General features: G+C 67.4%; 25 protein-coding genes and 2 pseudogenes. 12 read left to right on the top strand and 15 right to left on the bottom strand.

Translation table 11 applies throughout. From position 1 onward, the window contains the following. Positions 1–109 precede the first annotated feature (109 nt). Positions 110–916 (bottom strand): alpha/beta fold hydrolase, encoded by an 807-nt coding sequence (locus ACIBCK_RS22730; RefSeq protein ID WP_399392867.1) that lies wholly within the window; start codon positions 914–916, stop codon positions 110–112. A gap of 99 nt (positions 917–1015) precedes the next feature. On the opposite strand from ACIBCK_RS22730, the gene ACIBCK_RS22725 reads away from it, so the two are divergent. Beyond that, positions 1016–1963, top strand: a complete 948-nt coding sequence (locus tag ACIBCK_RS22725; RefSeq protein ID WP_399392865.1) for a LysR family transcriptional regulator — start codon at positions 1016–1018, stop codon at positions 1961–1963. A 70-nt stretch (positions 1964–2033) separates the two neighbouring features. Here the strand turns inward: ACIBCK_RS22725 and ACIBCK_RS22720 are convergent, their stop codons facing one another. The 3 genes from ACIBCK_RS22720 to ACIBCK_RS22710 all read right to left on the bottom strand — a co-directional run bounded on the left by ACIBCK_RS22720 (position 2034) and on the right by ACIBCK_RS22710 (position 4876). After that, entirely contained in the window at positions 2034–2858 is an 825-nt protein-coding gene (locus tag ACIBCK_RS22720; protein ID WP_399392864.1) for a hypothetical protein, read from the bottom strand. A 134-nt stretch (positions 2859–2992) separates the two neighbouring features. Next, positions 2993–3439: a hypothetical protein gene (locus ACIBCK_RS22715; RefSeq protein ID WP_399392862.1), complete on the bottom strand. Its 447-nt coding sequence runs from the start codon at positions 3437–3439 to the stop codon at positions 2993–2995. A gap of 705 nt (positions 3440–4144) precedes the next feature. Continuing rightward, positions 4145–4876, bottom strand: coding sequence for an SDR family oxidoreductase (locus tag ACIBCK_RS22710; protein ID WP_399392860.1), 732 nt, complete (start codon positions 4874–4876; stop codon positions 4145–4147). Between the two features lie 84 nt (positions 4877–4960). On the opposite strand from ACIBCK_RS22710, the gene ACIBCK_RS22705 reads away from it, so the two are divergent. Continuing rightward, positions 4961–5578: a TetR/AcrR family transcriptional regulator gene (locus ACIBCK_RS22705; protein WP_399392858.1), complete on the top strand. Its 618-nt coding sequence runs from the start codon at positions 4961–4963 to the stop codon at positions 5576–5578. Between the two features lie 304 nt (positions 5579–5882). Here ACIBCK_RS22705 and ACIBCK_RS22700 read toward each other — a convergent pair whose 3' ends face one another. After that, the gene (locus ACIBCK_RS22700) at positions 5883–6041 is read right to left on the bottom strand and encodes a hypothetical protein (protein ID WP_399392856.1); all 159 of its coding nucleotides are present in this window, start codon (positions 6039–6041) and stop codon (positions 5883–5885) included. Then, positions 6038–6541 (bottom strand): hypothetical protein, encoded by a 504-nt coding sequence (locus tag ACIBCK_RS22695; protein ID WP_399392854.1) that lies wholly within the window; start codon positions 6539–6541, stop codon positions 6038–6040. The genes ACIBCK_RS22700 and ACIBCK_RS22695 overlap by 4 nt, the downstream gene beginning before the upstream one ends. 505 nt (positions 6542–7046) lie before the next feature. Here ACIBCK_RS22695 and ACIBCK_RS22690 point away from each other — a divergent pair. Then, positions 7047–8696 (top strand): MFS transporter, encoded by a 1650-nt coding sequence (locus tag ACIBCK_RS22690; RefSeq protein ID WP_399392852.1) that lies wholly within the window; start codon positions 7047–7049, stop codon positions 8694–8696. Between the two features lie 50 nt (positions 8697–8746). On the opposite strand, the gene ACIBCK_RS22685 is transcribed toward ACIBCK_RS22690, so the two are convergent. After that, positions 8747–9466 (bottom strand): NADPH-dependent F420 reductase, encoded by a 720-nt coding sequence (locus ACIBCK_RS22685; RefSeq protein ID WP_399392851.1) that lies wholly within the window; start codon positions 9464–9466, stop codon positions 8747–8749. 194 nt (positions 9467–9660) lie between these two features. Continuing rightward, positions 9661–10620, bottom strand: a complete 960-nt coding sequence (locus tag ACIBCK_RS22680) for a helix-turn-helix transcriptional regulator (RefSeq protein WP_399392849.1) — start codon at positions 10618–10620, stop codon at positions 9661–9663. Positions 10621–10836: 216 nt separating this feature from the next. Here ACIBCK_RS22680 and ACIBCK_RS22675 point away from each other — a divergent pair, with 216 nt between their 5' ends. Together ACIBCK_RS22675 and ACIBCK_RS22670 are read left to right on the top strand one after the other, a co-directional pair. After that, complete coding sequence (locus tag ACIBCK_RS22675; protein WP_399392847.1) at positions 10837–11820, top strand: Gfo/Idh/MocA family protein; 984 nt, start codon at positions 10837–10839, stop codon at positions 11818–11820. 52 nt (positions 11821–11872) lie between these two features. Next, entirely contained in the window at positions 11873–12145 is a 273-nt protein-coding gene (locus ACIBCK_RS22670; RefSeq protein WP_399392845.1) for a DUF4873 domain-containing protein, read from the top strand. A gap of 88 nt (positions 12146–12233) precedes the next feature. On the opposite strand, the gene ACIBCK_RS22665 is transcribed toward ACIBCK_RS22670, so the two are convergent. Continuing rightward, on the bottom strand, positions 12234–12962 hold the full coding sequence (locus ACIBCK_RS22665) for an SDR family oxidoreductase (RefSeq protein WP_399392843.1): 729 nt from the start codon (positions 12960–12962) through the stop codon (positions 12234–12236). Positions 12963–13369: 407 nt separating this feature from the next. On the opposite strand from ACIBCK_RS22665, the gene ACIBCK_RS22660 reads away from it, so the two are divergent. After that, positions 13370–14365, top strand: coding sequence for a HEAT repeat domain-containing protein (locus ACIBCK_RS22660; RefSeq protein WP_399392842.1), 996 nt, complete (start codon positions 13370–13372; stop codon positions 14363–14365). A gap of 68 nt (positions 14366–14433) precedes the next feature. On the opposite strand, the pseudogene ACIBCK_RS22655 reads toward ACIBCK_RS22660, so the two are convergent. Further along, positions 14434–14655 (bottom strand): annotated as a pseudogene (locus ACIBCK_RS22655) (helix-turn-helix domain-containing protein); the annotation flags it as partial. Between the two features lies 1 nt (position 14656). Between ACIBCK_RS22655 and ACIBCK_RS22650 the strand changes: the two are divergent. After that, a pseudogene (locus ACIBCK_RS22650) lies at positions 14657–15136 on the top strand (IS5 family transposase); the annotation flags it as partial. A 14-nt stretch (positions 15137–15150) separates the two neighbouring features. Here the strand turns inward: ACIBCK_RS22650 and ACIBCK_RS22645 are convergent. Next, positions 15151–15450, bottom strand: coding sequence for a hypothetical protein (locus tag ACIBCK_RS22645; RefSeq protein WP_399392840.1), 300 nt, complete (start codon positions 15448–15450; stop codon positions 15151–15153). A gap of 161 nt (positions 15451–15611) precedes the next feature. Here ACIBCK_RS22645 and ACIBCK_RS22640 point away from each other — a divergent pair, with 161 nt between their 5' ends. Continuing rightward, positions 15612–16022 (top strand): hypothetical protein, encoded by a 411-nt coding sequence (locus tag ACIBCK_RS22640; RefSeq protein ID WP_399392838.1) that lies wholly within the window; start codon positions 15612–15614, stop codon positions 16020–16022. Positions 16023–16090: 68 nt separating this feature from the next. On the opposite strand, the gene ACIBCK_RS22635 is transcribed toward ACIBCK_RS22640, so the two are convergent. After that, a complete protein-coding gene (locus ACIBCK_RS22635) occupies positions 16091–16426 on the bottom strand; it encodes a MerR family transcriptional regulator (protein ID WP_399392836.1) in 336 nt (111 codons plus the stop codon). Positions 16427–17083: 657 nt separating this feature from the next. Between ACIBCK_RS22635 and ACIBCK_RS22630 the strand changes: the two genes are divergently transcribed. Continuing rightward, positions 17084–17497, top strand: a complete 414-nt coding sequence (locus ACIBCK_RS22630) for an ATP-binding protein (RefSeq protein ID WP_399392834.1) — start codon at positions 17084–17086, stop codon at positions 17495–17497. A gap of 158 nt (positions 17498–17655) precedes the next feature. Here the strand turns inward: ACIBCK_RS22630 and ACIBCK_RS22625 are convergent, their stop codons facing one another. Continuing rightward, positions 17656–18267, bottom strand: a complete 612-nt coding sequence (locus tag ACIBCK_RS22625; protein WP_399392833.1) for a TetR/AcrR family transcriptional regulator — start codon at positions 18265–18267, stop codon at positions 17656–17658. A 153-nt stretch (positions 18268–18420) separates the two neighbouring features. On the opposite strand from ACIBCK_RS22625, the gene ACIBCK_RS22620 reads away from it, so the two are divergent. Both ACIBCK_RS22620 and ACIBCK_RS22615 read left to right on the top strand, forming a co-directional pair. Next, positions 18421–19068: a hypothetical protein gene (locus tag ACIBCK_RS22620; RefSeq protein WP_399392831.1), complete on the top strand. Its 648-nt coding sequence runs from the start codon at positions 18421–18423 to the stop codon at positions 19066–19068. Between the two features lie 138 nt (positions 19069–19206). Then, positions 19207–20817, top strand: a complete 1611-nt coding sequence (locus tag ACIBCK_RS22615) for an alpha/beta hydrolase (protein WP_399392829.1) — start codon at positions 19207–19209, stop codon at positions 20815–20817. Between the two features lie 21 nt (positions 20818–20838). On the opposite strand, the gene ACIBCK_RS22610 is transcribed toward ACIBCK_RS22615, so the two are convergent. Beyond that, positions 20839–21375, bottom strand: a complete 537-nt coding sequence (locus tag ACIBCK_RS22610) for a phosphoribosyltransferase family protein (protein ID WP_399392827.1) — start codon at positions 21373–21375, stop codon at positions 20839–20841. Between the two features lie 192 nt (positions 21376–21567). Continuing rightward, on the bottom strand, positions 21568–22014 hold the full coding sequence (locus ACIBCK_RS22605) for a maleylpyruvate isomerase N-terminal domain-containing protein (RefSeq protein WP_399392825.1): 447 nt from the start codon (positions 22012–22014) through the stop codon (positions 21568–21570). Positions 22015–22092: 78 nt separating this feature from the next. Here ACIBCK_RS22605 and ACIBCK_RS22600 point away from each other — a divergent pair, with 78 nt between their 5' ends. Beyond that, positions 22093–23685, top strand: a complete 1593-nt coding sequence (locus ACIBCK_RS22600) for a GMC family oxidoreductase (RefSeq protein ID WP_399392823.1) — start codon at positions 22093–22095, stop codon at positions 23683–23685. Positions 23686–23706 lie beyond the last annotated feature (21 nt).

The raw sequence follows: 23706 nt of genomic DNA, 5'->3' as shown, positions 1-23706 counted from the left end.
CGAAGTGGCGCGCGCACTTACACTCCGACAGCTGGGGGTGTCGGCGATGATTGGCACGTCGAGCAGCGCTGAAGAGGCGGTCCGCTGCTTCCAGTCGGCCCGGTAGCCCTCACGGCTGCTCTGTGAGGAAGGCCGTCACAGCGCCGACGAACTCAGACTCTGCTTCGACGTTCGCCATGTGCACGGTGGGCAGGACGGTGAACCGCGCGCCGGGGACGGTCGCGGCGAGCTCCTTCCCGTGGGCGGCGGATGTGACGGTGTCGTGCTCGCCCGCGATGACCAGTGTCGGGTTGGGGATGAGCGCGGCCGTGCGACGCAGGTCGTAGTCGCGCACCGCAGCCCAGCTCCCGGCCACGCCCTCGCGTTGCGTCGCGAGCAGAGTGCGACGGAAGCCCTCGACCACCTCGTCCTCGCCTTCCAGCATTCGGGCCGGGAACCAGCTGCGCAGGAACCCCTCCGCCGTGACCTGCATGTCGGGGGCCTGAAGCAGTTCGGCGATCGGTCGATCCCACTGATTCGCCGGGCCGAGGTAGGCGGCGGTGTTGGAGAGCACCAAGCGGTCGACGCGCTCCGGAACGTGAATCCCCAGCCATTGCGCGACGATTCCTCCCAGAGACAGGCCCAGCACGTGCACCCGCTGCAGGCCCAGGGCATCCAGCAGCTCCACCACGTCGCGCCCCAGCCGGTCCAGGGAATACGCGCCCTGCGGGACATCAGAGGCACCGTGGCCGCGCGCGTCGTAACGCAGCAGCCGGAAGTGATCAGTCAGTACCGACACCTGGCCGTCCCACATGTGGAGGTCGGTACCGATGGAGTTCGAGAGCAGCAGCACCGGCTTACTCTCGTCACCGTCGAAGCGGTAGGCGATGCGGACGCCATCGCCAGTGGTGATGGCAGTAGGGATCTGAGAAGTCATGTCAGCTCCAGTGATCTAGCGGCTATGCACTCAGCCTACGAACGCCGCCTGCAGACTTCTATTACAAAGATCGAAAGAAGCCTGTAGGTTTTCTGAATAATGTCGAACTTCACGCTCCACGAACTGCAGTGCTTCAACGCCGTTGTGCTCGATGGTGGCTTCCAGGCTGCCGCCGAGCGGCTGCACCGCTCGCACCCTTCCGTGTTCGCAGCCGTCGCCAAGTTGGAGCGCCAGTTGGGCCTGGACCTGCTGGACCGCTCGGGCTACCGGGTGCAGCTCACGGAGGCGGGGCGCGCCTTCCACAGCAAGGTGCGCTTCCTGCTGCACGAGGCCGAGGAACTGCAGACCTATGCCGCGCAGTTGGCGATGGGCGAAGAAGCCGAACTGCGCGTGGTGATTGGGGACTTGTGCCCACTACCGCCGGTGTTGGAGATGCTCAGCCGCTTCTTCGCGCAGCGCCCACAGACACGACTGCACCTGCAATTCGAGACGGTCACCGGACCCTGGGAGCGGCTACTGGAGGACGAAGCCGACCTCATCGTGCACCGCATCCCCAAGAGCGACGTGCGGATGGAGTGGATCGATCTCGGCCGCGTCGCACTGGTGCCCGTCGTGGCGCCCGGTTTCCTGCCTTTCCCCCCGGACGCCGACATCACACCGCAGCGGATGCAGGCCTTCACCCAGTGCGTCATCCGGGACTCTGCGCGGCAACCGTCCGAACAAGGCCACTTCCTCGTCGAAGGCGCGCCCCGAAGCTCCGTTCCGGACCACCTCATGAAGAAGGAGCTGATCCTTCACGGCATGGCGTGGGGACACGTACCGCGATTCATGATCGAGACCGAGTTGCGTGACGGAAGCCTGCTATCCATCGCCGGACAGCACTTTCCCGGCGTGGTCGAGGAACTCTCGGCCGCTCGTCGGCGCGACCGCCCGCACGGACCAGTCGCCGACCAACTGTGGGACTTCCTGGCCCGCAGCGCACCGGTTCTACAGCCGACGCTAGGCCGTGTACCCAAGGCGAACACAGCCCCGGGACACTACAGTTGACCTCGCCGTCGTACGAACTCCACCCCAGCGAGCCCGACACCGCATCGCGGACCCCCAGAATCCCCGAGATTCACCTGTCCCCGAGAACAGCGAACGCGAAGGCGAGTCGGCGATCCAGCCAATCCGCCTTGACGGCAAGCAGTTTGATGCTCTCCGAAATCATGACCAACTCGCCACCGGATCGCCACTCCAGCTTGCGGCTCTTACGCATGGGGCTGCCTTGGTCGCTGCCTTCGTGACCCATGCTGGACACAGCACTCAGCACCTCGGTGAAGGCCTTGCCCGCCCCCCGCTCAGCGATCTGCTTGGCGTCACCGCTGACCCACTGGTTGCGCCCGATGATTTCCGAATATCCGGGCTGGTCGATACGCCACGTATGTTTGAACGGCTTGCTCGATGGCGGAATCCGCCTGATGGTGCCGATTTCGTCATGCTGGCCGTCATATACGCGGAAGCAGCGTTCGCCACCGTCACCGCACTCGTCGTCGGGGACCAGATAGCACAGCAAGCGCTGCGCTTCGGGATCCTCGAACAGGCAAGGCTCCATCGCGGACGCCGGAACGGGCGAAGCCACCGGAGCGAAATAGGCGCATGGAGCGAATACACGCGGCTTGCCACCTCCGGCCGGAACGCGGATGGCTCGCGGGCCGCGCACCGGACGCCCGCCCTTCGACGCCGCAGGGCGTTCAACAGTACCGACCGTGAACTCCCGCACCCCGGCCCATGGGACGGCGGCTACTGGAGCCTCGTCCCGCGCGCCGCCCTTCCCGAACACCACGTCGTCCCCTGACTTCTCACCCGTACCGCTATGCCGCAACGGTAGCCCCCTGATGATCCGGTGGTGCAGCGAGCCTGTGCGTGTGAAGTACAGCAGGCCCACGCGGCCGGGGCTCACGACCACAGCGTGCGCATCACCGACGAGACGCGCGGAGAGCTGAAGACGTGGCAGTCGAAGTGTCACACGGTGGCGGAGACACCGCGCGAAGAGGCGCGGGACTGTGACAGGTCAGTCGGTAATCAGCACTGGAGCTAAGTCATGCGGTCCATGATTCGGCCCGGCGCCGAGAGCAACGCCCCGCGAAGCGACAAGTTTCGCGCATAGATTCCCTCAAAGAGGATGGCAAGGCTGATATCCACCGAATCAGCCGCACCACTGGTCGTTCCCGAGATGGTCTTCGGCTCTCGCCAACTGGAGCGCCGAGTCATGACCTTGGCTTCATCGCGCACCAGCGCGTGGTGCAGCTCGCTCCCTTCCTCCAGGTAGGCGTACTTCCGTCCGAGAACCCGGATTCGGAGTGCGCGCCCTTGCCTGCTCGTCTTCCAGTAGTTGTGAGAGAAAGTCGCGTTCTGCCCCGCGACGTTCAGCTCTCCTTCGGCAAGCCGAGGTCGCCCAGCGTACGGCCAGCCCTTGAAGGAGGACGACGGGATGCTCTCACCCGTGACCATCGCGCCCATATGGGTTCCACGCTCCTGCACGGGGACCACCTCCAGGGCGGGGAGAACCAGCTCGACGACTCCTAGACCGCCCAACTCCCCCACCCAGAACGAGATACGGCCCCGAGGGCCCACATGCCCTGTGGAGTGCCTGAGCCGTAGCTCGAAAGAGGATTCATTCGTATACATATGCTCGCCTCTCCATGCTGCGGCCAGAAGGGGTTCAGGTCGCCCAGCAGCTTCTCACCGCCGTCGACAAGCTTCCCCCGCTCCCTCGCCGATCCGTTTCCCAGCCCACCGTCCAGCGTCAGTTGCCTTTCCCGGGAAATCCATCACCGTTTCCAAGTTGTCGATCACAGAGGACACGCCATGAACTCCCGCCGCACCGCCAGGCATGCGCCGATCGCGCTACACGTCCAGGCCTTGCACGGCCATGGCCCGCCGGCTCGGGGGTGGTCCTCGCGTCAGCCACCGCGTTGGCGATACCCCGGAATCTCGCCGTCGGCAGGCTGCGACTGCTGGGCGCGAGCAACATCGCCAAGGCCACCCGGGTATTCGGGACCTACCCGAACGCTCCGCGTGACTCATGGGCATCACTGATAGCCCGCATCCTTGGGGACTTCCAAGCGAGTTGGCGGGTGACGCACTCCGCGACCGCCTGAGGGGTGCGCCCCGCGTGACCGTCTCGTTGAGGCGGCTCATGGTCGCCTAGCGGAGCGGCGGGTCGGCCCAGGGCTGTGTAAGGCGTCAGCCCTGGGCCGTGGGGCGGACGACGATGTCGCCGACGTCGACGCTTGAGGGTTGCTCGATCGCGAAGGCGATGGCGCGGGCGATGTCGTCGGGGGCGAGGGAGAAGTCGACTGTCGGGGCCTGCGACCTGACCGTAGGGCTGGTAATCGAGTCGGCGAACTCCGTCCCGACGTAGCCAGGCGAGACCACGGTGACCCTCAGGTCGGGCCCGGCTTCCTGGCGCAGCCCCTCCGAGAGGGTGCGCACCGCGTTCTTCGTCGCCGCGTAGACAGCCTGGTTCGGCACTATGCGCAGCCCGGCGGTCGAGACGACGTTGACGAACTGCCCCTTACGTTGCTCGCGGAAGACGGGGAGTGCTGCGGCGATCCCGTAGAGCACGCCGCGGAAGTTGACGTCGATCATCTGGTCCCAGTCCTCGACGCGCAGCTCGTCGAACGGGGAGATGGGGCCGACCCCGGCGTTGTTGACGAGGACATCGAGCGCGCCGTAGCGCTCGCGGGCGCACGCCACCAGGCCCGCGAGGTCGCCGCGGCGACGCACGTCCGTCGTCATCCACGCGGCTGTGCCGCCCTTGGCCTCGATGCGGGCGGCGAGCGCTTCCAGTCGGTCGCTCCGACGCGCTCCGAGGACGAGCTTCGCACCGCGCGAGGCCAGCAGCAGTGCGCTCGCCTCACCGATCCCGCTGCTCGCGCCCGTGATGGCCACCACTTTGCCGTCGATCCCTGTCACGTACGACCTCCAGGAGTAGAAGTAAGAGGGCTATCACTTTTACAGTAAGAGCCCTCTTACTTCTGGTCAAGGCAGGTGGGTCGAGTGACCGAGGCCGTAGCTGGGGCGGGCAATGAGCGTCCCGCCCGGGGACAGCTCCGCGCGGCGCTGATCGTCGAGAGTTTCGCGCTGCTCTCCGAAAAGGGCATGGCCGGCTTCTCCGTCGCCGAACTCGCCCGGAGGCTCAAGGTGAGCACGGCCGCCCCCTACCGCCACTTCCGCAACCGGGAGGCGCTGCTCGCCGTTGTCGCGGCACAGGCCGCCGACGAGCTCACCCGCACCATGGAGACCGCCGCGTCGGCGGCCGGGCCCGACCCGGTCGACCGGCTCGCTGCCACCGCGGGGGCATACGTCCGCCACGTGTCCGACCGTGGCGCCGGCCTCGACGTGATCTTCGCCCGGGAGCTGAGGCCACTGCGCGACGCCGACCTGGCCCGGGCCGGCCGTGGCCTGATGACGCTGCTGCTCGACCTCGCACGGCAGGCGGGCCACCGCGACCCTTCCCGGGCCCTGCTCCTGCTCGAACAGCTCTTCTGCCTGGCCCACGGCTACATCACCCTGGACGCGGCGGACTTCCTGACCTTCTCCCGCCACTCACCCGAGGATGTCGCCACCCGCGCCACGGACGCGGCTACGGCGCTGCTGCGCGGCAACGCGACGTGAGCACCGCCCGGCAGCTGCGGTGGCCACCATTCGCCGACGTCTTCAGCCAGTCGAGCTGCTCCGTGGCGGCCGGAGCGCATCTGGTGTTCTGAACCGCGGCACCTGCTTCGGACCGCTTGGCCGCCCACCCCAGGACCGCAGGCAAGCCGGCGCTGCCGACCAGCGCTCGCAGGTCATCCATCGCTCCGACGCTGCCGACCAGCGCTCGCAGGTCATCCACCGCTCCGACGCACGCACTCCGCTGCGGATGGAACACCCGCAGCACGCCGGAACGACCGGCCTGCGCCCGCCCCTTGCTGACCGGTCAGTCAGATGCGTGCCGCAGTGTCTCGTGCTGTTTCCGGGCCACGGAGACCGGCACGGCGCGGGGCTGCCCCTCAAGGAGGTAGGTGGCGAGCACTCCCCCGGTCCGCACCACCGTGATGGAGTTGCCTTTGCCGCCCGGGGCCTGGGTGTTGGTCAAGATGTACGCGACCGAGTCGTCGCCCGCCGCGACGGAAGGGACGGCTCCACCGTGAACCGGAAGGACCAGCCGCGCTTCGATGTGGCGGTGAACTCCGTGCAATCGGTGCGTGCCACCTTGAGCTCACTCATCCAGGCATCGGCGCCGTCACCGGCGAAGCTGGAGAGGGCCAGACTTCCCCCCTCAGCCGTGTCGGCACCATCGAGCGTGGCCCAAACCAGCGCCTTGCGGGGGTGCTTGGGGCGCACGTTCATCATGTCGGCTATCGGTCGGCAGGCAGCCTTATCCGCAGTCACGATGTCCTGTTTCTCCAGCAAGGGCGCCTTCTGCGCCGTCGCTTTGAACCTGGGAAGGGCATCGGCTGTAGGCAGCGCGTCCCTCAGCGCCGTATCACCGAGGGGCGCTTGGGGAGCTGCCGATGCGCTGCACGCCGTCACGGCCAGCACCGACGCAACAACGAACATCAGTGGAACAGTGCCCCGCACAGACAGCTCCTTCATGCCCGGCGGAACCACGCCCGCGCTCTGAGAACACCCGATGATCGCAGGCCCCTGCCTGCTGAGCCAGCGCTTTCCCTCATCCAGAAGTGGGGTGCACCGCCGGCGAGCTCACTGAGCGCGCGCCTCGGCGATGAGCCGAATCATCCGACCTGGGCCGGCAGGGATGCCGCGTGGTCGCGATGAGTTGGGGAGCTGGGCTGACGTACGTTACGTGACAGAGTTGCTGAACTCCCTGAGGCAGGAAGGCAGTTATGGCTGCCACGCGTGTGTCCTGACGTCGGTCCCAGGCGTCGGCGTACCGCCATCCCGACGGCTATGCGCGGGCTCCCGTCGTGGGCATCGCGTTCACCGCGAGCCTGCCCGGCGCTCATGAGCAGATTCAGTTCTGCAGGGTCGCCCGGACCGCTCAAGGGCCGGTGATCTCCCTGGCGCCCTCACACCGCCGCAGCGGCGGGCGTGCCTGCGTGACGTGCGTGTGCCGCCAGTCGGGTACAGACTTGATCACATGGGTACCAAAAGGTCCCGGACGGTCTCCGCCGGCCCCTCATCGGCGAGCGCGCCTAACCAGACTCTCGCGCTCGCGGCCATGCTGTTCGCGGTGTCGATGACGTTCATCGACCAAACCATCGTGTCCATCGCCGCGCCGGACATCATCGAGGAGCTCGGCCTGACATCCTCCGGGATGCAGTGGGTCATCAACGCGTATTTGCTCGCCCTTGCGGCCTTCTTCGCCCTCGGCGGCCGGCTCGCCGACCTCATCGGCAACCGCCGGATCATGCTGATCGGCACCCTCGTCTTCGTCATCTCATCAGTGCTCTGCGGGTGTGTCCCCGAAGGTGATTTCGCGCAGACCTGGCTGATCATCTTCCGGGCCACCCAAGGGCTGGGGGCTGCTCTGATGTTCCCCGCGGCGCTCGCCGTCGTGGTCAACGTCTTCCCGGTCGAGAAACGCGGGCGGGCGCTCGCACTGTTCTTCGGCCTGTCGGGCGCTCTCACGGCCGTCGGCCCCCTGCTGGGCGGGTGGCTCACCGGGTGGACGTGGCGCGCGATCTTCTGGGTCAACGTCCCGGTCGCCGTGATCGCGCTCATCCTCACCTTCATGGCTCATGTCCCCAACGTGCGGCGGCCCGAGAAGCTCGACGTACGGGGAGCCGTACTGGTCGCCGTGGGCATGGGACTGAGTGTGCTGGGTCTGCAGCAGGCCCAGGCCTGGGGCTGGAGCAGTGTGCTGACCTGGGTCTGCATCATCGGCGGCCTCGCGGTGCTCGCGGTGTTCGTCCGCTACGAGATGACGGTGGCTCAACCCCTGATCAGGATGCAGGTGTTCAGGGACAAGGCGTTCACGGTGGACAACCTCGTCCTGTTCTTCGCGATGCTCGCTTTCGTCCCGCTGTTCTTCTTCGCCTCCGTGTACGCCCAGGTCTCGCTCAGCGCCTCGCCGAACCAGGCGGCACTGTATTTGCTGTACTTCTTCGTGGGCTTCGCCATCGCCTCCCAGTGGGGTGGCCGAATTCTCGACAAGAGGGGCGCCCGACCGGCCCTGAAGATCGGCACGGCCCTCGGGGCGGTCGGCTTCGCGCTCTGGGCCGGCAAACTGACCGATCTGTCGATGCACAACCAGTGGCCCTACGTGGCTCTGGCGGGCGCGGGCATCGGGTTCTTGCTGGCCCCCGCCTCCACAGACGCGGTCAACAGGGCCATCGGTGCCTCGTACGGTGAAGTCACCGGTATCACCCAGACGGTGCGCAACTTCGCGGCGAGCGTGGGCCTTGCCGTCTTCGGCACGATGCTGACGCACATGACCACCAACCGCGTGGCGGACACCATGGAGAGCCGGGGCCTGTCGCCGGACGAAGCCCGGGATACCGGGCGCTCGGTGGCCGAGGCGGTCTCCGGGAACGCGGACGGACGCGCTCCGACCGGTGATGGACCGGCGGCGACGCGGATGCGCGAAGCGATGGGTGACATCCAAATGGACTTCGCCCAGGCCAACCAGTATGTCTTCTACGGAATGGCCATCGTGCTCGGCATCGGATTCTTGTGCGCGCTGCGCCACCCCGGATCACGCGTGACATCGGATTCCGTCACCGCCGGGCCGACCGGCGCGGCGACCGGCGCGGCGACCGGCGCGGCTCGCGATTCGGCGTCGGAATGAGGAGCGACGCAAGCTTCGTCTCAGCGAATGCCGTCTCAGCGGATGACGTCTCAGCGGATGATCTTCACGCCGAAGCGGCCACCGAGAGCGAGGCCTACGGCGGTGTGAAAGTGGGCGTACATCTCTAGGCCGCGGGCCGCAGCGAGGGGGCCGAGGTCGATGATGTCGTTCCATCCATAGGCGTTCAGGAGCTCGCGGGCCGCGGTCTTGGCCTCTTCGTGGTCACCGGCCAGGAACATGGTGTGGTCGCCCCCGGCGAACTCTCCCGGATTGACGACGGTCTCCTGTTCCTGGGTGACGAATGTCTTGACGACGAAGGTATCGGGCAGGGCGCGCTGGATCTGTTCGGCGAGACTGTCGGTGTCGACGGGGTCCAGGCGCGGCATCTCACCCCAGGGCGTGGGCCAGGAGTGTTCGGGGTCGCCGGGCTGTTGGTAGACGTAGGGGACCGCGTAGTCGATGAGGATCTTGCCCGTAAGGGCTCCGGCGGGGAGCGCGGTCAACGCGGCGACGGCGTTCGCGCCGTCGATGCCGTTGATCACCAGTTCGCCCGCGTCGGCGGCTTCGGCGAACGTGGTCAGGGTCAGGGTCAGGTCGGGGTGCGCGGCGCGGAAGGCTGCGAAGGGTTCGGTTCCCATCATGTCGGGTTCGGTCCGCGCGAGGGTGGCCTCCGGATCGCGGGTGCCGACGATGACCTGGTGGCCGAGTGCGGACAGGCGGGCTGCGTGCTGACGGGCGCCTGCACCGGTTCCGAGAATTGCGATCTTCACTGTGTTGCTCCTGGGGTAAGGGGGGGGCTTGGGGCCACTGGGGGGCTTGGGGGCTGCTTAGAGGCTTGGCGGCGCTTGAGGGGGTATGGGGCGCTGTCTGGAGGCAGGCGGCCCGCTCGGCCACAAGAGAGACATTACGGCCCTTTGAGGACATCTCACGTCCTAAAAGAGCGGTCCAGGCATCGTTCCGAGACTCATCCAGCGGCATCGAGGATGCGGTGGGCCTCGATGCGCAGGTGGTCGCGGACGGCGTCGTCGGCATCCAGGTCGTACTCAGCACCGAGGCCGGCGAGGATCTGGGCGATCCCGGGGAGGCGGTCGCCGGAGCAGTCGACCGTGCAGGAGTTGGGACCGGCAGGTTGGATGCGGTCGGCCAGGGCCCAGGTACGGCGACGTACGGTATCGGCGGGTTCCTGGAGGGTCGCGATCGCCCGGTAGCGCACCGGTGCGGAGGCGATCTTCCCTGCCACGTAGGCGGCGGGATCCTCGCCGGGCACGGGGCGGGGTGTGTAGTGGCGGCGGGTCGGCGTCAGGGCGGCGATGCGGTCGAGACGGTAGATGCGCCAGTCGTCGCGGGCGTGGTCATGGGCGAGGAGGTACCACAGGCCGCTGGAGGAAACGAGGTGGTGCGGGTCGACGCGTCGGTCGGCTTCGTGGCCGCTACGGGTGGTGTAGGCGAAGGTCACGGTCTCTCGGTCACGGCAGGCGGCGGCCAGCGCGGCCAGGGATGCCGGGTCTGTGCGAGGGCCGCGGCGCTCCCATTCGATGGTGGCCGTTGCCTGCTGCAGGGCGGCGACCTGCGAGCGCAGGCGCGTAGGCAGAACCTGTTCGAGTTTGGCAAGGGCGCGCAGGGTGGTCTCCTCCATGCCGGTGAGCTGGCCCGCGGCGGTGCGCAGGGCGACGGCGGTGGCGGTGGCCTCCTCGTCGTCGAGGATCAGCGGCGGCATCGCGGCACCTGCGGCCAGGCGGTAGCCGCCGGCATGGCCGGTGGTGCCCTCGACGGGATAGTCGAGTTCGCGCAGGCGGTCGATGTCGCGGCGCACCGTGCGGGCGGTGACGCCGAGCCTCCCCGCCAGTTCGGCACCTGACCACTCGCGGCGCGTCTGCAACAGGGACAGCAAGCGGAGCATCCGGGCGGGAAGGTCGGTCGTCATGTCTCCAGGATGACGCCACTTACGGACGTGAGATGTCCTAAAAGGGCTTTAGCGTCAGAGGCGCGGACGAGAACCAGCGGCCTGGAACGCGTCTAGTGCGATGGATTCACGAACACCTTCACCTAGCCGGGGCCGTGGCAGTCGCCGTGGCCGTGGACCCGGCCGTGATCGCGGCCGCGGCCGCGCAGGGCCCCCGCCATCCGAAAAGGAAGAATCATGAAGATCGCCCTGCTGGGAACCAACTTCGGTCAGGCGCACGTCGCCGTCTACGCCGCCCGCACCGACATGGAGGTGGTGATGTTCGGCCGCGACCCACAGAAGACCGCACATGCAGCCGGCCAGTTCGGGCTCGCCTCCTCCACCGACATGGACGCCGCGTTCACAGACCCCTCGTTCGACCTGGTGGACATCTGCCTGCCCGTTCCCCTGCACGCCTCGTACGTGCTGCGCGCCCTGGAAGCGGGCAAGCACGCGTTGGTCGAGCTGCCCCTGGCCGACGACATCGAGGACGCCAAGCGCGTCACCGCCGCGGCGGCACGCAGCGACAAGCACGTGTTCGTGGACATGTTCGAACGGTTCATCCCGGCCAACCAGGCCTTGTTCGACGCGGCGAGCGAGGGCACCTACGGGCGGCTGAAGCAGCTCACCCTGTGGAACATGACCGCTCCCCTGTGGCCGGGTGCCTCCCTCGGGCTGAAGGCGCTGCCGCTGGAGGCCATGCACAGCGACATGGACATCATCACGCGCGCCCTCGGAGTACCCCAGGACGTCACCGTGACCTCTGTGGCGCGCGACAAGGACTCCGCCGCCATCGAGGCCATCTTTGGTTTTGACGGTGCGACAGCCCGCAGCTCCATCTCCTCACTGATGCCCAAGGCGTGGGGAGCTCGTGGCGGCTACACAGCCACGTTCGAGCACGGCATCCTGGATGCCACCTCCACGATGGGCTTCGACGGCAAGCCGTCCGGCACCGTCACCGCCTACACCGCCTACACCGCCTACACCGCCGACGGGCCGCATGAGCTGGACCTCCCGTCGGCCGACCAGTACACCGACATGATCGAGCACGTCATGGCCGTACTCCGCGGCCAGGCCGAGAACCAGATTTCCCCTGACAGCGTGCTGCAAGCTCTCCAGCTCACCCTCGACATCGACCAGCGGGTCAATCGAAATCGAACAACGGGGCAACGTCCCCGCTGAAGACCCACCACGGAGACAGAATCGTCGCTGATTCTTCGGGCAGGCTGGACGCATGACCGACATCTACGAAGGCCCCGTCACACTCGTCATCAACGGAGAGGCGACCGAGGTGATGGCCGCCCTGCAAGCCGTCGACAACGGAGCGTCCAGGACCTGGTCGGGCACGGTTCACGCCGACGGGCTTCAGGCATCGTTCTGGCCCGCAGTGCAGAGCAGCAGCGTCACGATCCGCATGCCCGACGGCAGCGAGGTCACCGCCCGGATCGACATGGACGCGGAGAGCGGGAGCGCCGAGGTCACAGGCGAAGGCCCGGCACCCTTCTGAGCCGGCCCCCTCCTTTGGACTGCGGGCCCCGGGAGGAACCGTCGGCGCGTCCGCCTGTTTCGCTCGGGTCAGCGTCAGACCTGCTCGATCAGACCTGTTCGAAGTGAAACGACTTGATGAAGCAGTCGCGGGGCTGGGCGACTGCGAAGAGGATGCACTCCACGAGTGACTGGGCGGTGAGGGCGTCCTTGGCCTCACGCGGTGTCGTCTCCCACTCATCGGAGAGCGGGTAAGGGTTGTCGAAGTCGGGCGGATAGAGGGAGATCACCCGTACCCCCTGGGGTCGCAGGCGCTTGGAGAGGATTTCGGCGAACCCGGCCTGAGCGCTCTTGGCCGCGTAGAAGGCGTCGTGTGCGTCCGAGCGGTGATGGCCGGCCGCTCCGCAGGCAGAGACCATGGTCACCACGTCAGGCTTGTCCGAGTTGAGCAGGAAGGGGAGGAAGTTCTTCACGGTCAGTACGGTGCCGGTGGCGCCGGACGCGATGGTGTCGACGACGTCGGTGTCCGACGCGGTTAGCAGATCTGGGCCTTCGAGGTAGCGGGAGCCGTTGTTGATCAGCACGTCGATGTGGTCGGTGTGCCGAGCGACGCCGGCGGCGAAGTCGCGGATTGAGGCGGCGTGCGTCAAGTCGCAGGCGAAGGCGTGTACTTGTTGGTGTCCTCGGTCGCGCATCTCGTCGCGGACACGCTCTGCGGCTTCGAGAGTGCGCGCGGAGAGGAAGACCTCGGCGCCGAGGTCCGCGAGACGGATGGCCAAAGTGCGTCCGAAATCGCGGCCGGCGGCGGTGATGACCACGCGGTGGTTGTCGAATCTCATGTTGGTATCCCTGGTTTGCGGATCGGATGTTGCGGTAAAGCGGGCGGCCGCCCTCTGCTGCCACTGCGGCCCATCCTCCGGCGGCGGCTCGCTGCTATGTGACGGCGATGGTGGTGTCGATGCCGAGGGTGCGGGCGGGGCCCCGCGGCGCGCAACTCGGCCGAGGCGGGTCGGGTAGAGCTCCAAGTGGAGGCGTGGGAGGAGCAGGCGGTCTGTGCCTACCTAGGGCAGGTCGCCCAGGACGGTGCCTCATTCCCGCTGGTCAGCCTCCGGCAGCAGGCTTTCCCCGCGCCGCAGCCGAGCTCCCAAGGCAGCGGTCCCCGCGTGGACTTGGTGCAGCCCGGGACAGGTCGCTGGGTGGGCCAGTAGTGTCGTTTGGGTCGAGGGCAGTGGGTGCAGGGGGACGCATGCGATGGTGGAAGAAGGGGCGTTCCGGTGACGGAGACCGGTGTGAGCTGTGCCGCGCGGAGATGATGCCGTCTGCCGAACCGGAAAGACAGGGATGGGTCTACGTCTCCGACGGCTCGGATGCGGCGCGGCGCCACGTCAATCGACTGTGCTGTGAGGCCTGTTGGCAGCGTGGTGTCGAGCTCGAAGCGGAAGCGGAAGCGCAATTCCGTCGCGCGAACCCGGTAGACGAGGTGTGCGCCGCTCTGCGGGACGGGGACGTTTCCGTCCGTCGCGAAGCGGCACGCACGCTGGAGCGATTGCGCGATCCGCGCGCAGTGGACCCGTTGTTCGATGCCCTGGGGAGAGAAATCGTCAGGCCGAAGGCACCTGCAGTCTCGTCCATGATCGGATCGCTGGCCACGATCGGTGGCGCCGAGGTCGGGGAGCGCCTGCTGCGCTTGTTGCGCGATGAGGCGTATTGGACGGAGAGATACAACGGCATCGACGACGGACCTCAAGTGATTCCGGCCGTTGACTGCGTGAACCCGGCACTTATCACCGTGGGTGGGCCGGAACTGATGCTGCGCGGCCTGCTCGAGGTACTGGCGGATCAGCGGAAGATGCTGAGGTCGTACGCGGCACGTGAACTGGCCAACATCGCCTACCGCAGTACCGTCGGTTACGGCCTGACGGTCTACGGCCACGGCAAACTTTCCGACGCAGGCCGGAAATTGATGGTCGGTCCGCTGTGCTCAGCACTGCGGGACGAGTTCCCGCTGGTCCGCGAGCATGCGGCCGCCGCGGTGGGGCATCTCGGCGACCGGAGTGCGCTGGACAATCTGCTCGACTCCCTCACCGACGACCATGAACGGGTCCGCTACTTTGCCGCTCAGGCCCTGGGAAACCTGGGGGACCCCAGGGCCGTCGAGCCTCTCCGCCAGGCCCTCAGCCACGACGCGGAGATCTCCTTTGCGGTACGGGAGGCGCTGGCCAAGCTGGCGACGCGGAGCTAACCGCTCGCCCTCTGAGGCCGTACCTGGCCAGTGCATCGCGGGCCCATCAGTCCGCGTGGCGGAGACCATCACCCGGAGGAACGGGGGTGGTTGGGGTGGTTGGGGTGGTTCTGGTCGCGCCAGGCCCGAGGCGAGATTCCGTACGCCTGCTTGAACACCTTGCTGAAGTGGCTCGCCTCCACGAAGCCCCAACTCCGTCCTATCGCCGCGATGGTCCGCAGCCGCCCGTTCGGGTCGGCCAGCTCTCGCCTGCATGCGGCCAGGCGGCGCGTACGGATCCAGTCTCCGAGCCTGGGTCGTTCGCGCGGCGGCTTCACCAGCAAAATCCATCTGAGCGCGGACGGCCGCTGCCGCCCGCTGTCTCTGATCGTCACGCCAGGGCAGCGAGCCGACTGCACCCAGTTCATACCGGTGCTGGAGAAAATCCGGGTTCCCCGGCTCGGACCGGGCAGGCCACGCAAGAGACCCGACAGCGTCGCGGCCGACAAGGCCTACAGCAACGGTCCCTGCCGCAAGTACCTGCGACGGCGTGCCATCCGACACACGATCCCGGAGAAGGCTGACAGCCAGGCCGCCCGCCTGCGCAAGGGATTACGAGGCGGACGGCCACCAGGCTTCGACGAGGAGCGGTACAAGAAGCGCAACACCGTCGAGAGAGCCATCAACAAACTGAAGAACTCCCGCGCCGTCGCGACCCGCTACGACAAGCGCGGCTACGTCTTCCTCGGCACCGTCACCGCGGCCGCCCTTGTCATCTGGCTCCGCAGCTGACCGCGTGCCAGACCTCAACCCACCGAGGCGCCCGGCGCCAACACCAAGCCGGCTGCCGCAAGGAAGTTCTCAAGGCTGATGACACCGCTGTCGGTGCCGTCGTCCCACTCGATCAGGAGCCCCGAACGACCCTCGTTCCAGGACTGCGGACTATCATCAAAGTCAGGGCCGGGGTGCCATTCGACGCAGCCCTCACCATGCCGGTATCGGAAGTACAGGTACTGGCCGTCCACCGTCCAGGCATCCCACTGCGAAGGGTATGCGGAGCACGTCTGCACAACCCGCGTCAGCTTCCGAACCTCGTCCGCACTCATCTGACGATGATCGCGCAGCGTCAGGTGCCCGGCAATCGACTTCGGCCCGTCGCCCCAGGGGCCTCAAACAGCAGCCAGACGCACACCATCAATGATCGTCCGGACAGCTCCTAGTCCAGATGACAGGATGCTTGTTCCGGTGATCCTTGGAGGCCGCGCCGATGCACACGCCTGGCGACTATCTTGAACGGGCGCGTACCGAGAACGACAGCGCCGTTCTGCAGCGCCTCGCTCAATGTCAGTACCCCTTCGTCTGGCAGGCGTTGGCCACCAACCCTTCTACGCCGCCCAGCACTTTGCTGGAGCTGAGCAACGCCCACGACAGTGCCTGGAACGACAACAGGCTGCTTCGCCTGTTGGCGGAGCATCCGAACGCGGACCACTCCGTGCTGCGAGCCGTCCTTGACGCCGTAGCGGCGAAGCTCGCCGAGGGCGAACGGCCCTATGCCGCTGTGCTCGCACTGGCAGGACGAACGGAACTCACGGCGGCTGAGGTGCAACAACTCGGTACTCTTCGTGGAGCTTCTGCGCGTCTGCGCAGCCGACTGGCCCAACTACCCAACCGCACTTGAGACAGCCACGCCCAGCGGGTGCCATCCAGGGCGGGAGATCACGGCTTCCCGGCAGGCGTGTCAGGCGGTCAGGCGTCCGACATGGGGCGCGGTTCAGCACCAGCGCGGTGTTCTTCGTTGAGGCGCTGCGCTTCTTCGAGCTGGTCTTCGAGGATGACGATGCGGCAGGCAGCCTCGATGGGGGTGCCCTGGTCGACGAGTTCGCGGGCGCGGGCAGCGATCCTCAACTGGTAGCGGGAGTAGCGGCGGTGGCCGCCCTCCGAGCGCAAAGGAGTGATCAGGCGGGCTTGTCCGATGGCCCGGAGGAAGGAGGGTGTGGTGCCGAGTATCTCGGCGGCCCGTCCCATGGTGTAGGCGGGGTAGTCGTCGTCATCGAGACGGCCGAAGGAATCGTCTGCTGTCATCTCACCTCGTTGTGGAACATGTCGGAGGGGCCCTGGTGCTGTTGACACCAGGGCCCCGAAGGAACTGCTACACCATCTGCCGGCCCTAGTCCTGCGCCGGCCTTCTGTGTCCGCGTGACCGCCTGAGATGCGGGCGGGTTGCGGGGATCGCGAATTGCGTGACCGGAGACCACCTGCCTATCGATGTCCTGCGGTACCCAGGCTCAAAGTCTTGCCCGGGCGATCCTGATGGCGCCTCAACCCCTCCGTTCTTCCCTCTGAATCAACTATGCGTGCGTACTGCGAACTGCTGTGGCGGCCCCTGAGAACTGCGGGCCACCCGGTCCGGCCGTCAGTCCCGTCACCGTCCTGCGAAAACCTGGCTCCGGAACTCCACCACCGCACCGACCTGCACTTACGTGTACTACTCCCCCGGCAGTTCATTTCTGCCGGGCCTGTTCGACCTCTTGGCTACGGACAAGACAGTAGCCCAGCAACACCCACATGTCTACCTCCGCCATGACAGATTTTCTGCGCAGGCTGACAGTGAAGCCCTGGCGTTCACAGCGCCTAAAAGTTGCAACGAAAATCGCCCCGGGCGTGTGAGTGCCGCCGAAACGGGCAGGTGGGGTGTCACGGCACAAGCGGCGCAACCGATCACAGGCGGGGTGTACGCGCATGAACAGCACCACGATCACCATCACCTCGACACCCCCCGGACCAAGCATGGTGCGGGGCGACAGCGCAGCCGCCATCCGCCAGGCCCGCCAGGCGGTCCGCGCCTTCACTGACCGCCTGAGCCCGGCACCCGACCCGGACAGGGCCGACTCGCTCGTCCTGGTGGTCTCCGAACTCGTCACCAACGCCCTGCGTCACGGCGGCGGCCAGTACACCCTGGAACTGTCCGGCGGCACCGGCACAGTGACCGCCGCGGTCAGCGACTCGAACCCGGCGTACCCGCGCGAGCGCACGCCCGACCTCAACGGGGCCGGCGGCGGCTTCGGCTGGCACATGATCCGCGACCTCACCAACCAGCTGACCATCACCCCCAGCCCCGGCGGCAAAACCATCCACGCCCAGCTCCCCCTCTGACAGCAGCCCGACGCGCTGCGGACTGGCCGGCTGCGCGCTCCTCAAGCAGGTCACCGCCGACCACTCCGGCTTGCGCAAGAGGTGTTGCCGTCTCACCGCGTTCTCACGCCGCTGGCCGTCGGGCGGAACCGGTACGGGGGGGGGACGGCCGGTGCGGTCTACGGCAGGCTCGGCGGGGCCGAGGGCCCGGGGTCGGTCCCGAGGACATGGTCGACGGCGGCGTTGAGGGTCTCCGTCTCGGCGACGAGAACGGATTCGCGGGCGGGCAGGGCGCGTTCGACCGAGAGTCCATTGAGGACGGTGAGAAGGAATCTGACGTTCCGGGTGTGGTCACCCGGGGGCAGTGCCCCTTCCTCGGCGAGCACCGTCAGCCAGTGTTCGATCCGGCGCTCCGCCTGCCACTCATGACCGAGGTAGGTGGAACGAAGTTGTTCGGTCGGCTCGGGTTCGATGAAGGTGCGATACATATTGCCCCACGCCGCCCGTGCGTCTTCGTTGACGCCGAGGGGTGCGAGCACTTGCCGAAGGCAGTTCAACAGCCGTTCGCGGGGCGGCAGCTCCCGGTCCCGGATGGGGTCGCCAGGCAACACGTACTCGTAGATCCGTGAGAGCAGGCTGTCCTGCAGGGCGCGCTGAGTGGGGAAGTGGAACCTCAGCGAACCGGTGCTCACTCCCGCGCGTGCAGCGACCGCTCTCACGCTCAGCTTCGCCGCCATGTCCTCGGCGATCATCTCTGCCGCGGCCCGGAGGATCTTCTCGCGTGTTTCCATGCTCCGCTCACCTTCACTTTCTCCTGCCGCTCACTGTACTAGCACGCCGTACTAGCACACTGTGCTAGTACGGCGTGCTAGTACAGTGTGCTAGCGTTTCACTAACACGCTGTACTAGCGACGGTGCAGGTGATGAGTGAAGGGTGCGGTGCCATGACCTGGAAGCACTGGGCGGCGTCAAAGCGCCTCAGGCCCGGGGACGGAAGGGAGCTGCAACAGTTCCGCTGGTGGCAGCTACCCCTGCGCTCGCTGTTCTGGCTCCGGCTTCCCGGCGCCGACGGCCACGCCCGCCTGCATGCCATCGACGTACGCCACTGGGCTCGGTTGGACAACAGCAAGATCCGGGCGCATCTGTTCCTGGACGGCAGGCACGCGGCCGAGTCGAAACTGCCCGCGGTCTTCCCGGTCGAAGGGGGCGTGATCGAGGTGGCGATGAGCAGCTACGGGATCAAGCGCTGCCATTACCGCCCCGCGGCGGGACAGCCACGTCAGCTCACGCCCGACCCGGCATCGGCAGAGGGGCGGCGAGCCCGCTTCGGTGCCCGCCATCCGGGACTGAGCCGGGCGATCGGCATCGGCTCGGTACTCCTGCTCGTCATCGGCGTGGGCCTGAACCTGTTGCAGCTCGCCGCACCGCTCTCCCAGATACCTCCTGTCGCGCAGCGGGTCGGAACGTTCGAATCCCCCGTCCATCTGCCGCTCTGGCTGAACCTCGCGCTGGGGGGCGGGGCCGTCCTGGCGAGCATGGAGCGCGCGCTCCGCCTGCGGTACTCCTCTCTGCTTGACGCAGCCGGTCGCTGATCCCTCAAGGCGAGGGGCGCGACCCGTCGGCCCTTCGCGGCTGGCCCTGTTCAGCTGGCCCTGTTCGGCCGGCTTCTTGCGCGACCGGCAACGCCCCGTCGCATGGAATGACACGAGTACGGCAAAAGGAGGATCACCATGATCCGGTCGAGGCCAAGGTCCGCCGCCCAGTACGGGGCGGCCGTCGCCGCCGCCCTCCTGGTATTGGCTGGGTGTTCCTCTGGCGCTGCGGGACCGCGCAACACGTCCACGGAGGTTACGTCGACCTCCGCCCCGCCCCCGGACCCGCTCACCTGGAGCGAGTGCGGGAACAACCTCGAGTGCGCCACCCTCAAGGTGCCGCAGGAATACGACGAACCCGACGGCGCGCAGATCCAACTCGCGGTCATGCGGCACCGGGCCACCGATCCCGACCATCGCATCGGCAGCCTGATCTTCAACCCGGGTGGGCCCGGGGTTCCCGCCACCGAGACCCTCCGCAACCTGCCCAAAACTGCCGGCACCCCCGGCGCCTTCTCGTCCCAGGTACTCGCCAAATTCGACATCATCGCGATGGACCCGCGCGGAGTCGGCGGGTCGCAGGCCGTACGCTGCCTGACCGACAAGCAGCGAGCCGGCGCCGCCGGCACCGCATTCAACCCGGCCCTCCCCGGGGGCAAACCGCTGCCACAGCTACTCGCCGACGCCACCACGTTCACCGACGGCTGTGTGGCACACCAGAGCAAAAAGTTCCTGGCCAGCCTGTCCACCGACAACGTGGCCCGCGACATCGACCAAGTCCGTGCCGCACTCGGCGAGGACAAGATCACCTACTACGGCCTGTCCTACGGCACCGTGGTCGGCCCGATGTACGCCACCCTGTTTCCCCACCGCGTCCGCCAGATGGTGCTCGACGCACCCGTCGACACCAACTTGTGGTTCGACAACTCGCTCACCTTCCTCAACGAAGTCGCCGTGGCCAGCGAGCGGACGCTCAACGCCTGGTTCGAGACCTGCCGCACCGAGGAAACCGCGGTGTGCCCGTTCGGCGACGGTGACCCGCAGGCCGCGTTCGACACGCTGATCGACACGTTGGAAGCGAAGCCACTGAAGATCGCACCAGTGAAAGGCGTCACCCCGGGCGGCGAACTCGACGGCGCCATGGCGCTGGAGGCCGCCCGAGCGCTCGCAGGCGACCAGAACACCTGGCCGTTGCTGACTTCGTCACTGCTGGCCGCGCAGAACGGCAACGGCGCACCCCTGCACTCCCTGTGGACCAGCGTCACGGTATCCCCCTTCCCTGTGCCGACCGCGATGTTCGAAGCCCACACCGCGGTGCGCTGCGCCGACTGGCAGACCCCCGCCGGCATCGCCGCACATGAGGCCGCAGCCACCAAGGCCGTCGCCGAGGCCAAGCGGATCGGGACCAGGGCCGCCTACTCCGCCCTGAACTGCGCCCGGTGGCCCGCGCCCAACAACGACCGCGTCACCAAGCCGCTCACAGCCACCGGTGCGCCCCCGGCACTGGTGGTCGGGGGACGGCTGGACCCCGTCACTCCGCACCACTGGGCCAAGGCGATGGCCCAGACTCTGGACTCCGCAGTCCTGCTCACACGCGAAGGAGTCGGCCACGGCTCCTACGGCACCATGCCGTGTGTCAATGCCGCAGTCGACGCCGCCCTGGTCAACGGCACCCTGCCCGCCGACGGCACCGTATGCGAGAAGGACAAACCTGCCACCACCCGCCCCCTTGCATCCGCGAAAGGCTGAGCCAGAGTCTGTCGACTGAACTCAGGCCTCCCCCGGCGGGAGTTCTTGAGCAGCCAGCAGTCCTCGCACGGTGCCCAGTGGGCTCTTCAGCGGATCGCGGAGTTGATCAACGATGACGCTGCATCCCACCCAAGTGGCCCCGCATTCCTCGGCCATGCTCCTGACTGTCGCGGCCTGGCTGCCGGTCTCGATCCAGTCATCGACCAAGAGAACCCGGTCCGCCGGTCCCAGAGCGGATCGCTGGAGGCGCAGCGTGTGGAGAATGCGTCGGTAATCGGGATCCGTCCGACGCTCCACTTTGTCGCCAGGAAGGAGCCCTTCACCCTTGCGGACAGCAACAAATCCGACGCCGAGCTCGACAGCTGCGGCACCTCCCAAGAGGAACCCCCGCGACTCGATCCCACAGACTGCTGTAACCCCATCGTCCCGGAACGGTTCCACGAGCCCTTTGACGACGGTGGCGAGCGCTTCGGCGTCCCGGAAGATCGCCCACACATCGGCATGCCCGCCGACCCATCGGAAGTGTTCCAGCGTCAGATCACGTGCGGTCACGGGCATGAGCGAGAGTCTCCCGACCGCCTGAGTGCACAGCAACTCAATATCGCGACCGCCGGCTCCCGGTACTGGGAAGGCCCTCAGGCTGACACCTGACGGCCCAGGAGAGCTGCGAGGCGGTCGATGGCCGGTGCTTCCTCGTGGACGGGTTGCGGAGCCTCGAAGCGCCGCAGGGCCGGGGGGACCTTGGGCTCGTCATCTGGGCGAAGTCGATGGTCCGAGCCGCCACCTCGTCGTCGAACGACGGGTCGCGCCCCACCGCCTGCCCGATGTCCAGCCGTGCGCCAGGTGCTCCATCACCATGACGTCCAAGAGCGTGAGACCGGTGATGTCGCCGAGGCGGTCGGGAACGACGCGATCGAGGGCTCCTTGCTCCTGGAACGCGGTCGTCGGCATCGCGGCGTTCTCTCGTAGGGTGGAGTTCGTCTGGATGGCTTCCCCGGTCAGATTGGCGAGGAATCGTTGCTGCACGTCGAGGAGATGGTCGACGACGGCACGGACGTCCCATGCCTCACACGGGGTCGAGGCCGACGACTCCCGCTCATCGAGGGATTCAACGAGCCGTACGACGCGGTCGAGAACCTCAGCAGCATCCGCAACTGCACCCACCAGCTTCTCCTTCACCTTGGGCGTGTCCTGCACGCCATCCTGACGGTGCCTCACCCACTGACGTACGGCCGAGCGGACGTGACGCCGCCCCCCTGCTCGAGAGGAATATTCATGTCGATCCGTTCCGACCTGCTGATCACGGAAGAACAGCTGCCCGAGCAGGTCGACGTCATCGTCGTGGGCGCGGGCAGTGCCGGCTCGGTCGTCGCAAGCCGGCTGTCCCAACGCCCAGACCGGCGGGTACTGCTGCTCGAAGCCGGTACGGCCCTGCCGACGGAAGCGAGCTCGATACCCGGCGATGCCTTCGCCGCTCTTGGCCCGGACAACCTGCATGTGGCCACGACGACACCGCAGCGGGGACTGGACGGCCGCACCATCTCACTCGCCACGGGCAGTGGCCTCGGCGGCAGTAGTTCCGTGAATCTGCTCGCCTGGTTCCAGGGCCACCCGGAGGACTATCGGGCGTGGGCGCGTTCCGGAGCGGAGGGTTGGGACTGGGACGACGTCCAGCCGGTGTACCGGCAGATCGAGGATCACGCGGGCGGCCCGAGCCGGTTCCACGGCTCAGGGGGGCCGATGATCATCGACGCGCCGCGTGACCTGGAGCCAACGCACTTCGCCCTCATCGCGGCCGGTGAACAGGCTGGGATGCCGGTGACCCGCGACTTCAACGGCGAGCAGCGCACCGGTGTGGGAACCGCGTCGGTCAACATCCGTGACGGCGCGCGCCACAGCGTCGTGGACGGCTATCTGAACCCTGCGGCCGACCGTGACAACCTGCACGTCGCGCTCGAAGCGCGCGTCGCCCGGGTGCTCATCGAGGAGGGCCGCGCCGTCGGCGTGGTGCTCGCTAGCGGCCAGGTCGTGCGGGCCAGGGAGCGGGTGGTGCTCAGCGCCGGTGCCCTGCGCACGCCTCAGTTGCTGATGCTCTCCGGGATCGGGCCTGCTCAGCACCTACGGGAGCACGGCGTCGAGGTCGTCGTGGACAGCCCGGAGGTCGGTCAGGGTCTTCAGGACCATCCGATGGTGCCCGCGGTCTGGGAGATCACCTCCGGCCGCACCTACCTGGACGCGCACGACGAAACCTCGGTGCTCGCCTACGCATTGTCCCGGCGCGGGCCACTCGCCAGCTTCGCCACGGTCGGCGCGATGCTCCCGCTCCCCGCGGACGGTCCGGCGCCGAGCATCCAGGCACTCTTCTACCTGCTCGGTCTCGACGGCCAGATGCAGCCACTGGCCCGTCCGGCCGTGACAGCCACGATCGCCCTGCTCACCCCGCACAGCCGAGGGTCGGTTCGGCTCGCCTCGGCCGACATCGCCGACGGGCCGGTGATCGACCCCGGCTACCTCAGCGATCCGCGCGACCTCCCCCGACTGCGTCAGGGTGGCGAAAGGATCCGAGCGCTGATGCGCGCTCCGGCGCTCGAAAAGATCGTAGGGGAGCAACTGTTCCCGCCCGAGAGCGCGGCCGATGCCGAAATCGACGACTGGATCCGCGCGAACGTGCAGACGCAGTGGCATCCGACCGGAACGGTACGCATCGGACGGGACAAGACCTCACCCCTGGATGCGCGGCTGGCGGTCCGCGGCGTCGACCGGCTCAGTGTGGCCGATGCCTCGGTCATGCCATCCATCCCGCGCGGGAACACGCAGGCCCCGACGATCATGGTGGGTGAGCGGGCCGCTGCGTTTTTTGACGCCTGACACGCAACTCGCCAAGCTCGC

Source organism: Streptomyces sp. NPDC051218, assembly GCF_044455475.1.
GTDB lineage: Bacteria > Actinomycetota > Actinomycetes > Streptomycetales > Streptomycetaceae > Streptomyces.
The sequence above is the reverse complement of the archived record's forward strand: the minus strand, read 5'-3'. Positions and strand labels throughout refer to the sequence as shown.

Excerpts from the sequence above, each read along its gene's own strand:
- ACIBCK_RS22675 (WP_399392847.1), top strand. The coding sequence starts at position 10,837 with ATGAAGATCGCCCTGCTGGGAACCAACTTCGGTCAGGCGCACGTCGCC.
- ACIBCK_RS22690 (WP_399392852.1), top strand. The coding sequence starts at position 7,047 with ATGGGTACCAAAAGGTCCCGGACGGTCTCCGCCGGCCCCTCATCGGCG.
- ACIBCK_RS22600 (WP_399392823.1), top strand. The coding sequence starts at position 22,093 with ATGTCGATCCGTTCCGACCTGCTGATCACGGAAGAACAGCTGCCCGAG.
- ACIBCK_RS22625 (WP_399392833.1), bottom strand. The coding sequence starts at position 18,267 with ATGGAAACACGCGAGAAGATCCTCCGGGCCGCGGCAGAGATGATCGCC.
- ACIBCK_RS22610 (WP_399392827.1), bottom strand. The coding sequence starts at position 21,375 with ATGCCCGTGACCGCACGTGATCTGACGCTGGAACACTTCCGATGGGTC.
- ACIBCK_RS22670 (WP_399392845.1), top strand. The coding sequence starts at position 11,873 with ATGACCGACATCTACGAAGGCCCCGTCACACTCGTCATCAACGGAGAG.
- ACIBCK_RS22695 (WP_399392854.1), bottom strand. The coding sequence starts at position 6,541 with ATGAAGGAGCTGTCTGTGCGGGGCACTGTTCCACTGATGTTCGTTGTT.
- ACIBCK_RS22730 (WP_399392867.1), bottom strand. The coding sequence starts at position 916 with ATGACTTCTCAGATCCCTACTGCCATCACCACTGGCGATGGCGTCCGC.
- ACIBCK_RS22725 (WP_399392865.1), top strand. The coding sequence starts at position 1,016 with ATGTCGAACTTCACGCTCCACGAACTGCAGTGCTTCAACGCCGTTGTG.
- ACIBCK_RS22680 (WP_399392849.1), bottom strand. The coding sequence starts at position 10,620 with ATGACGACCGACCTTCCCGCCCGGATGCTCCGCTTGCTGTCCCTGTTG.
- ACIBCK_RS22645 (WP_399392840.1), bottom strand. The coding sequence starts at position 15,450 with ATGAGTGCGGACGAGGTTCGGAAGCTGACGCGGGTTGTGCAGACGTGC.
- ACIBCK_RS22630 (WP_399392834.1), top strand. The coding sequence starts at position 17,084 with ATGAACAGCACCACGATCACCATCACCTCGACACCCCCCGGACCAAGC.
- ACIBCK_RS22620 (WP_399392831.1), top strand. The coding sequence starts at position 18,421 with ATGACCTGGAAGCACTGGGCGGCGTCAAAGCGCCTCAGGCCCGGGGAC.
- ACIBCK_RS22640 (WP_399392838.1), top strand. The coding sequence starts at position 15,612 with ATGCACACGCCTGGCGACTATCTTGAACGGGCGCGTACCGAGAACGAC.
- ACIBCK_RS22665 (WP_399392843.1), bottom strand. The coding sequence starts at position 12,962 with ATGAGATTCGACAACCACCGCGTGGTCATCACCGCCGCCGGCCGCGAT.
- ACIBCK_RS22615 (WP_399392829.1), top strand. The coding sequence starts at position 19,207 with ATGATCCGGTCGAGGCCAAGGTCCGCCGCCCAGTACGGGGCGGCCGTC.
- ACIBCK_RS22635 (WP_399392836.1), bottom strand. The coding sequence starts at position 16,426 with ATGACAGCAGACGATTCCTTCGGCCGTCTCGATGACGACGACTACCCC.
- ACIBCK_RS22660 (WP_399392842.1), top strand. The coding sequence starts at position 13,370 with ATGCGATGGTGGAAGAAGGGGCGTTCCGGTGACGGAGACCGGTGTGAG.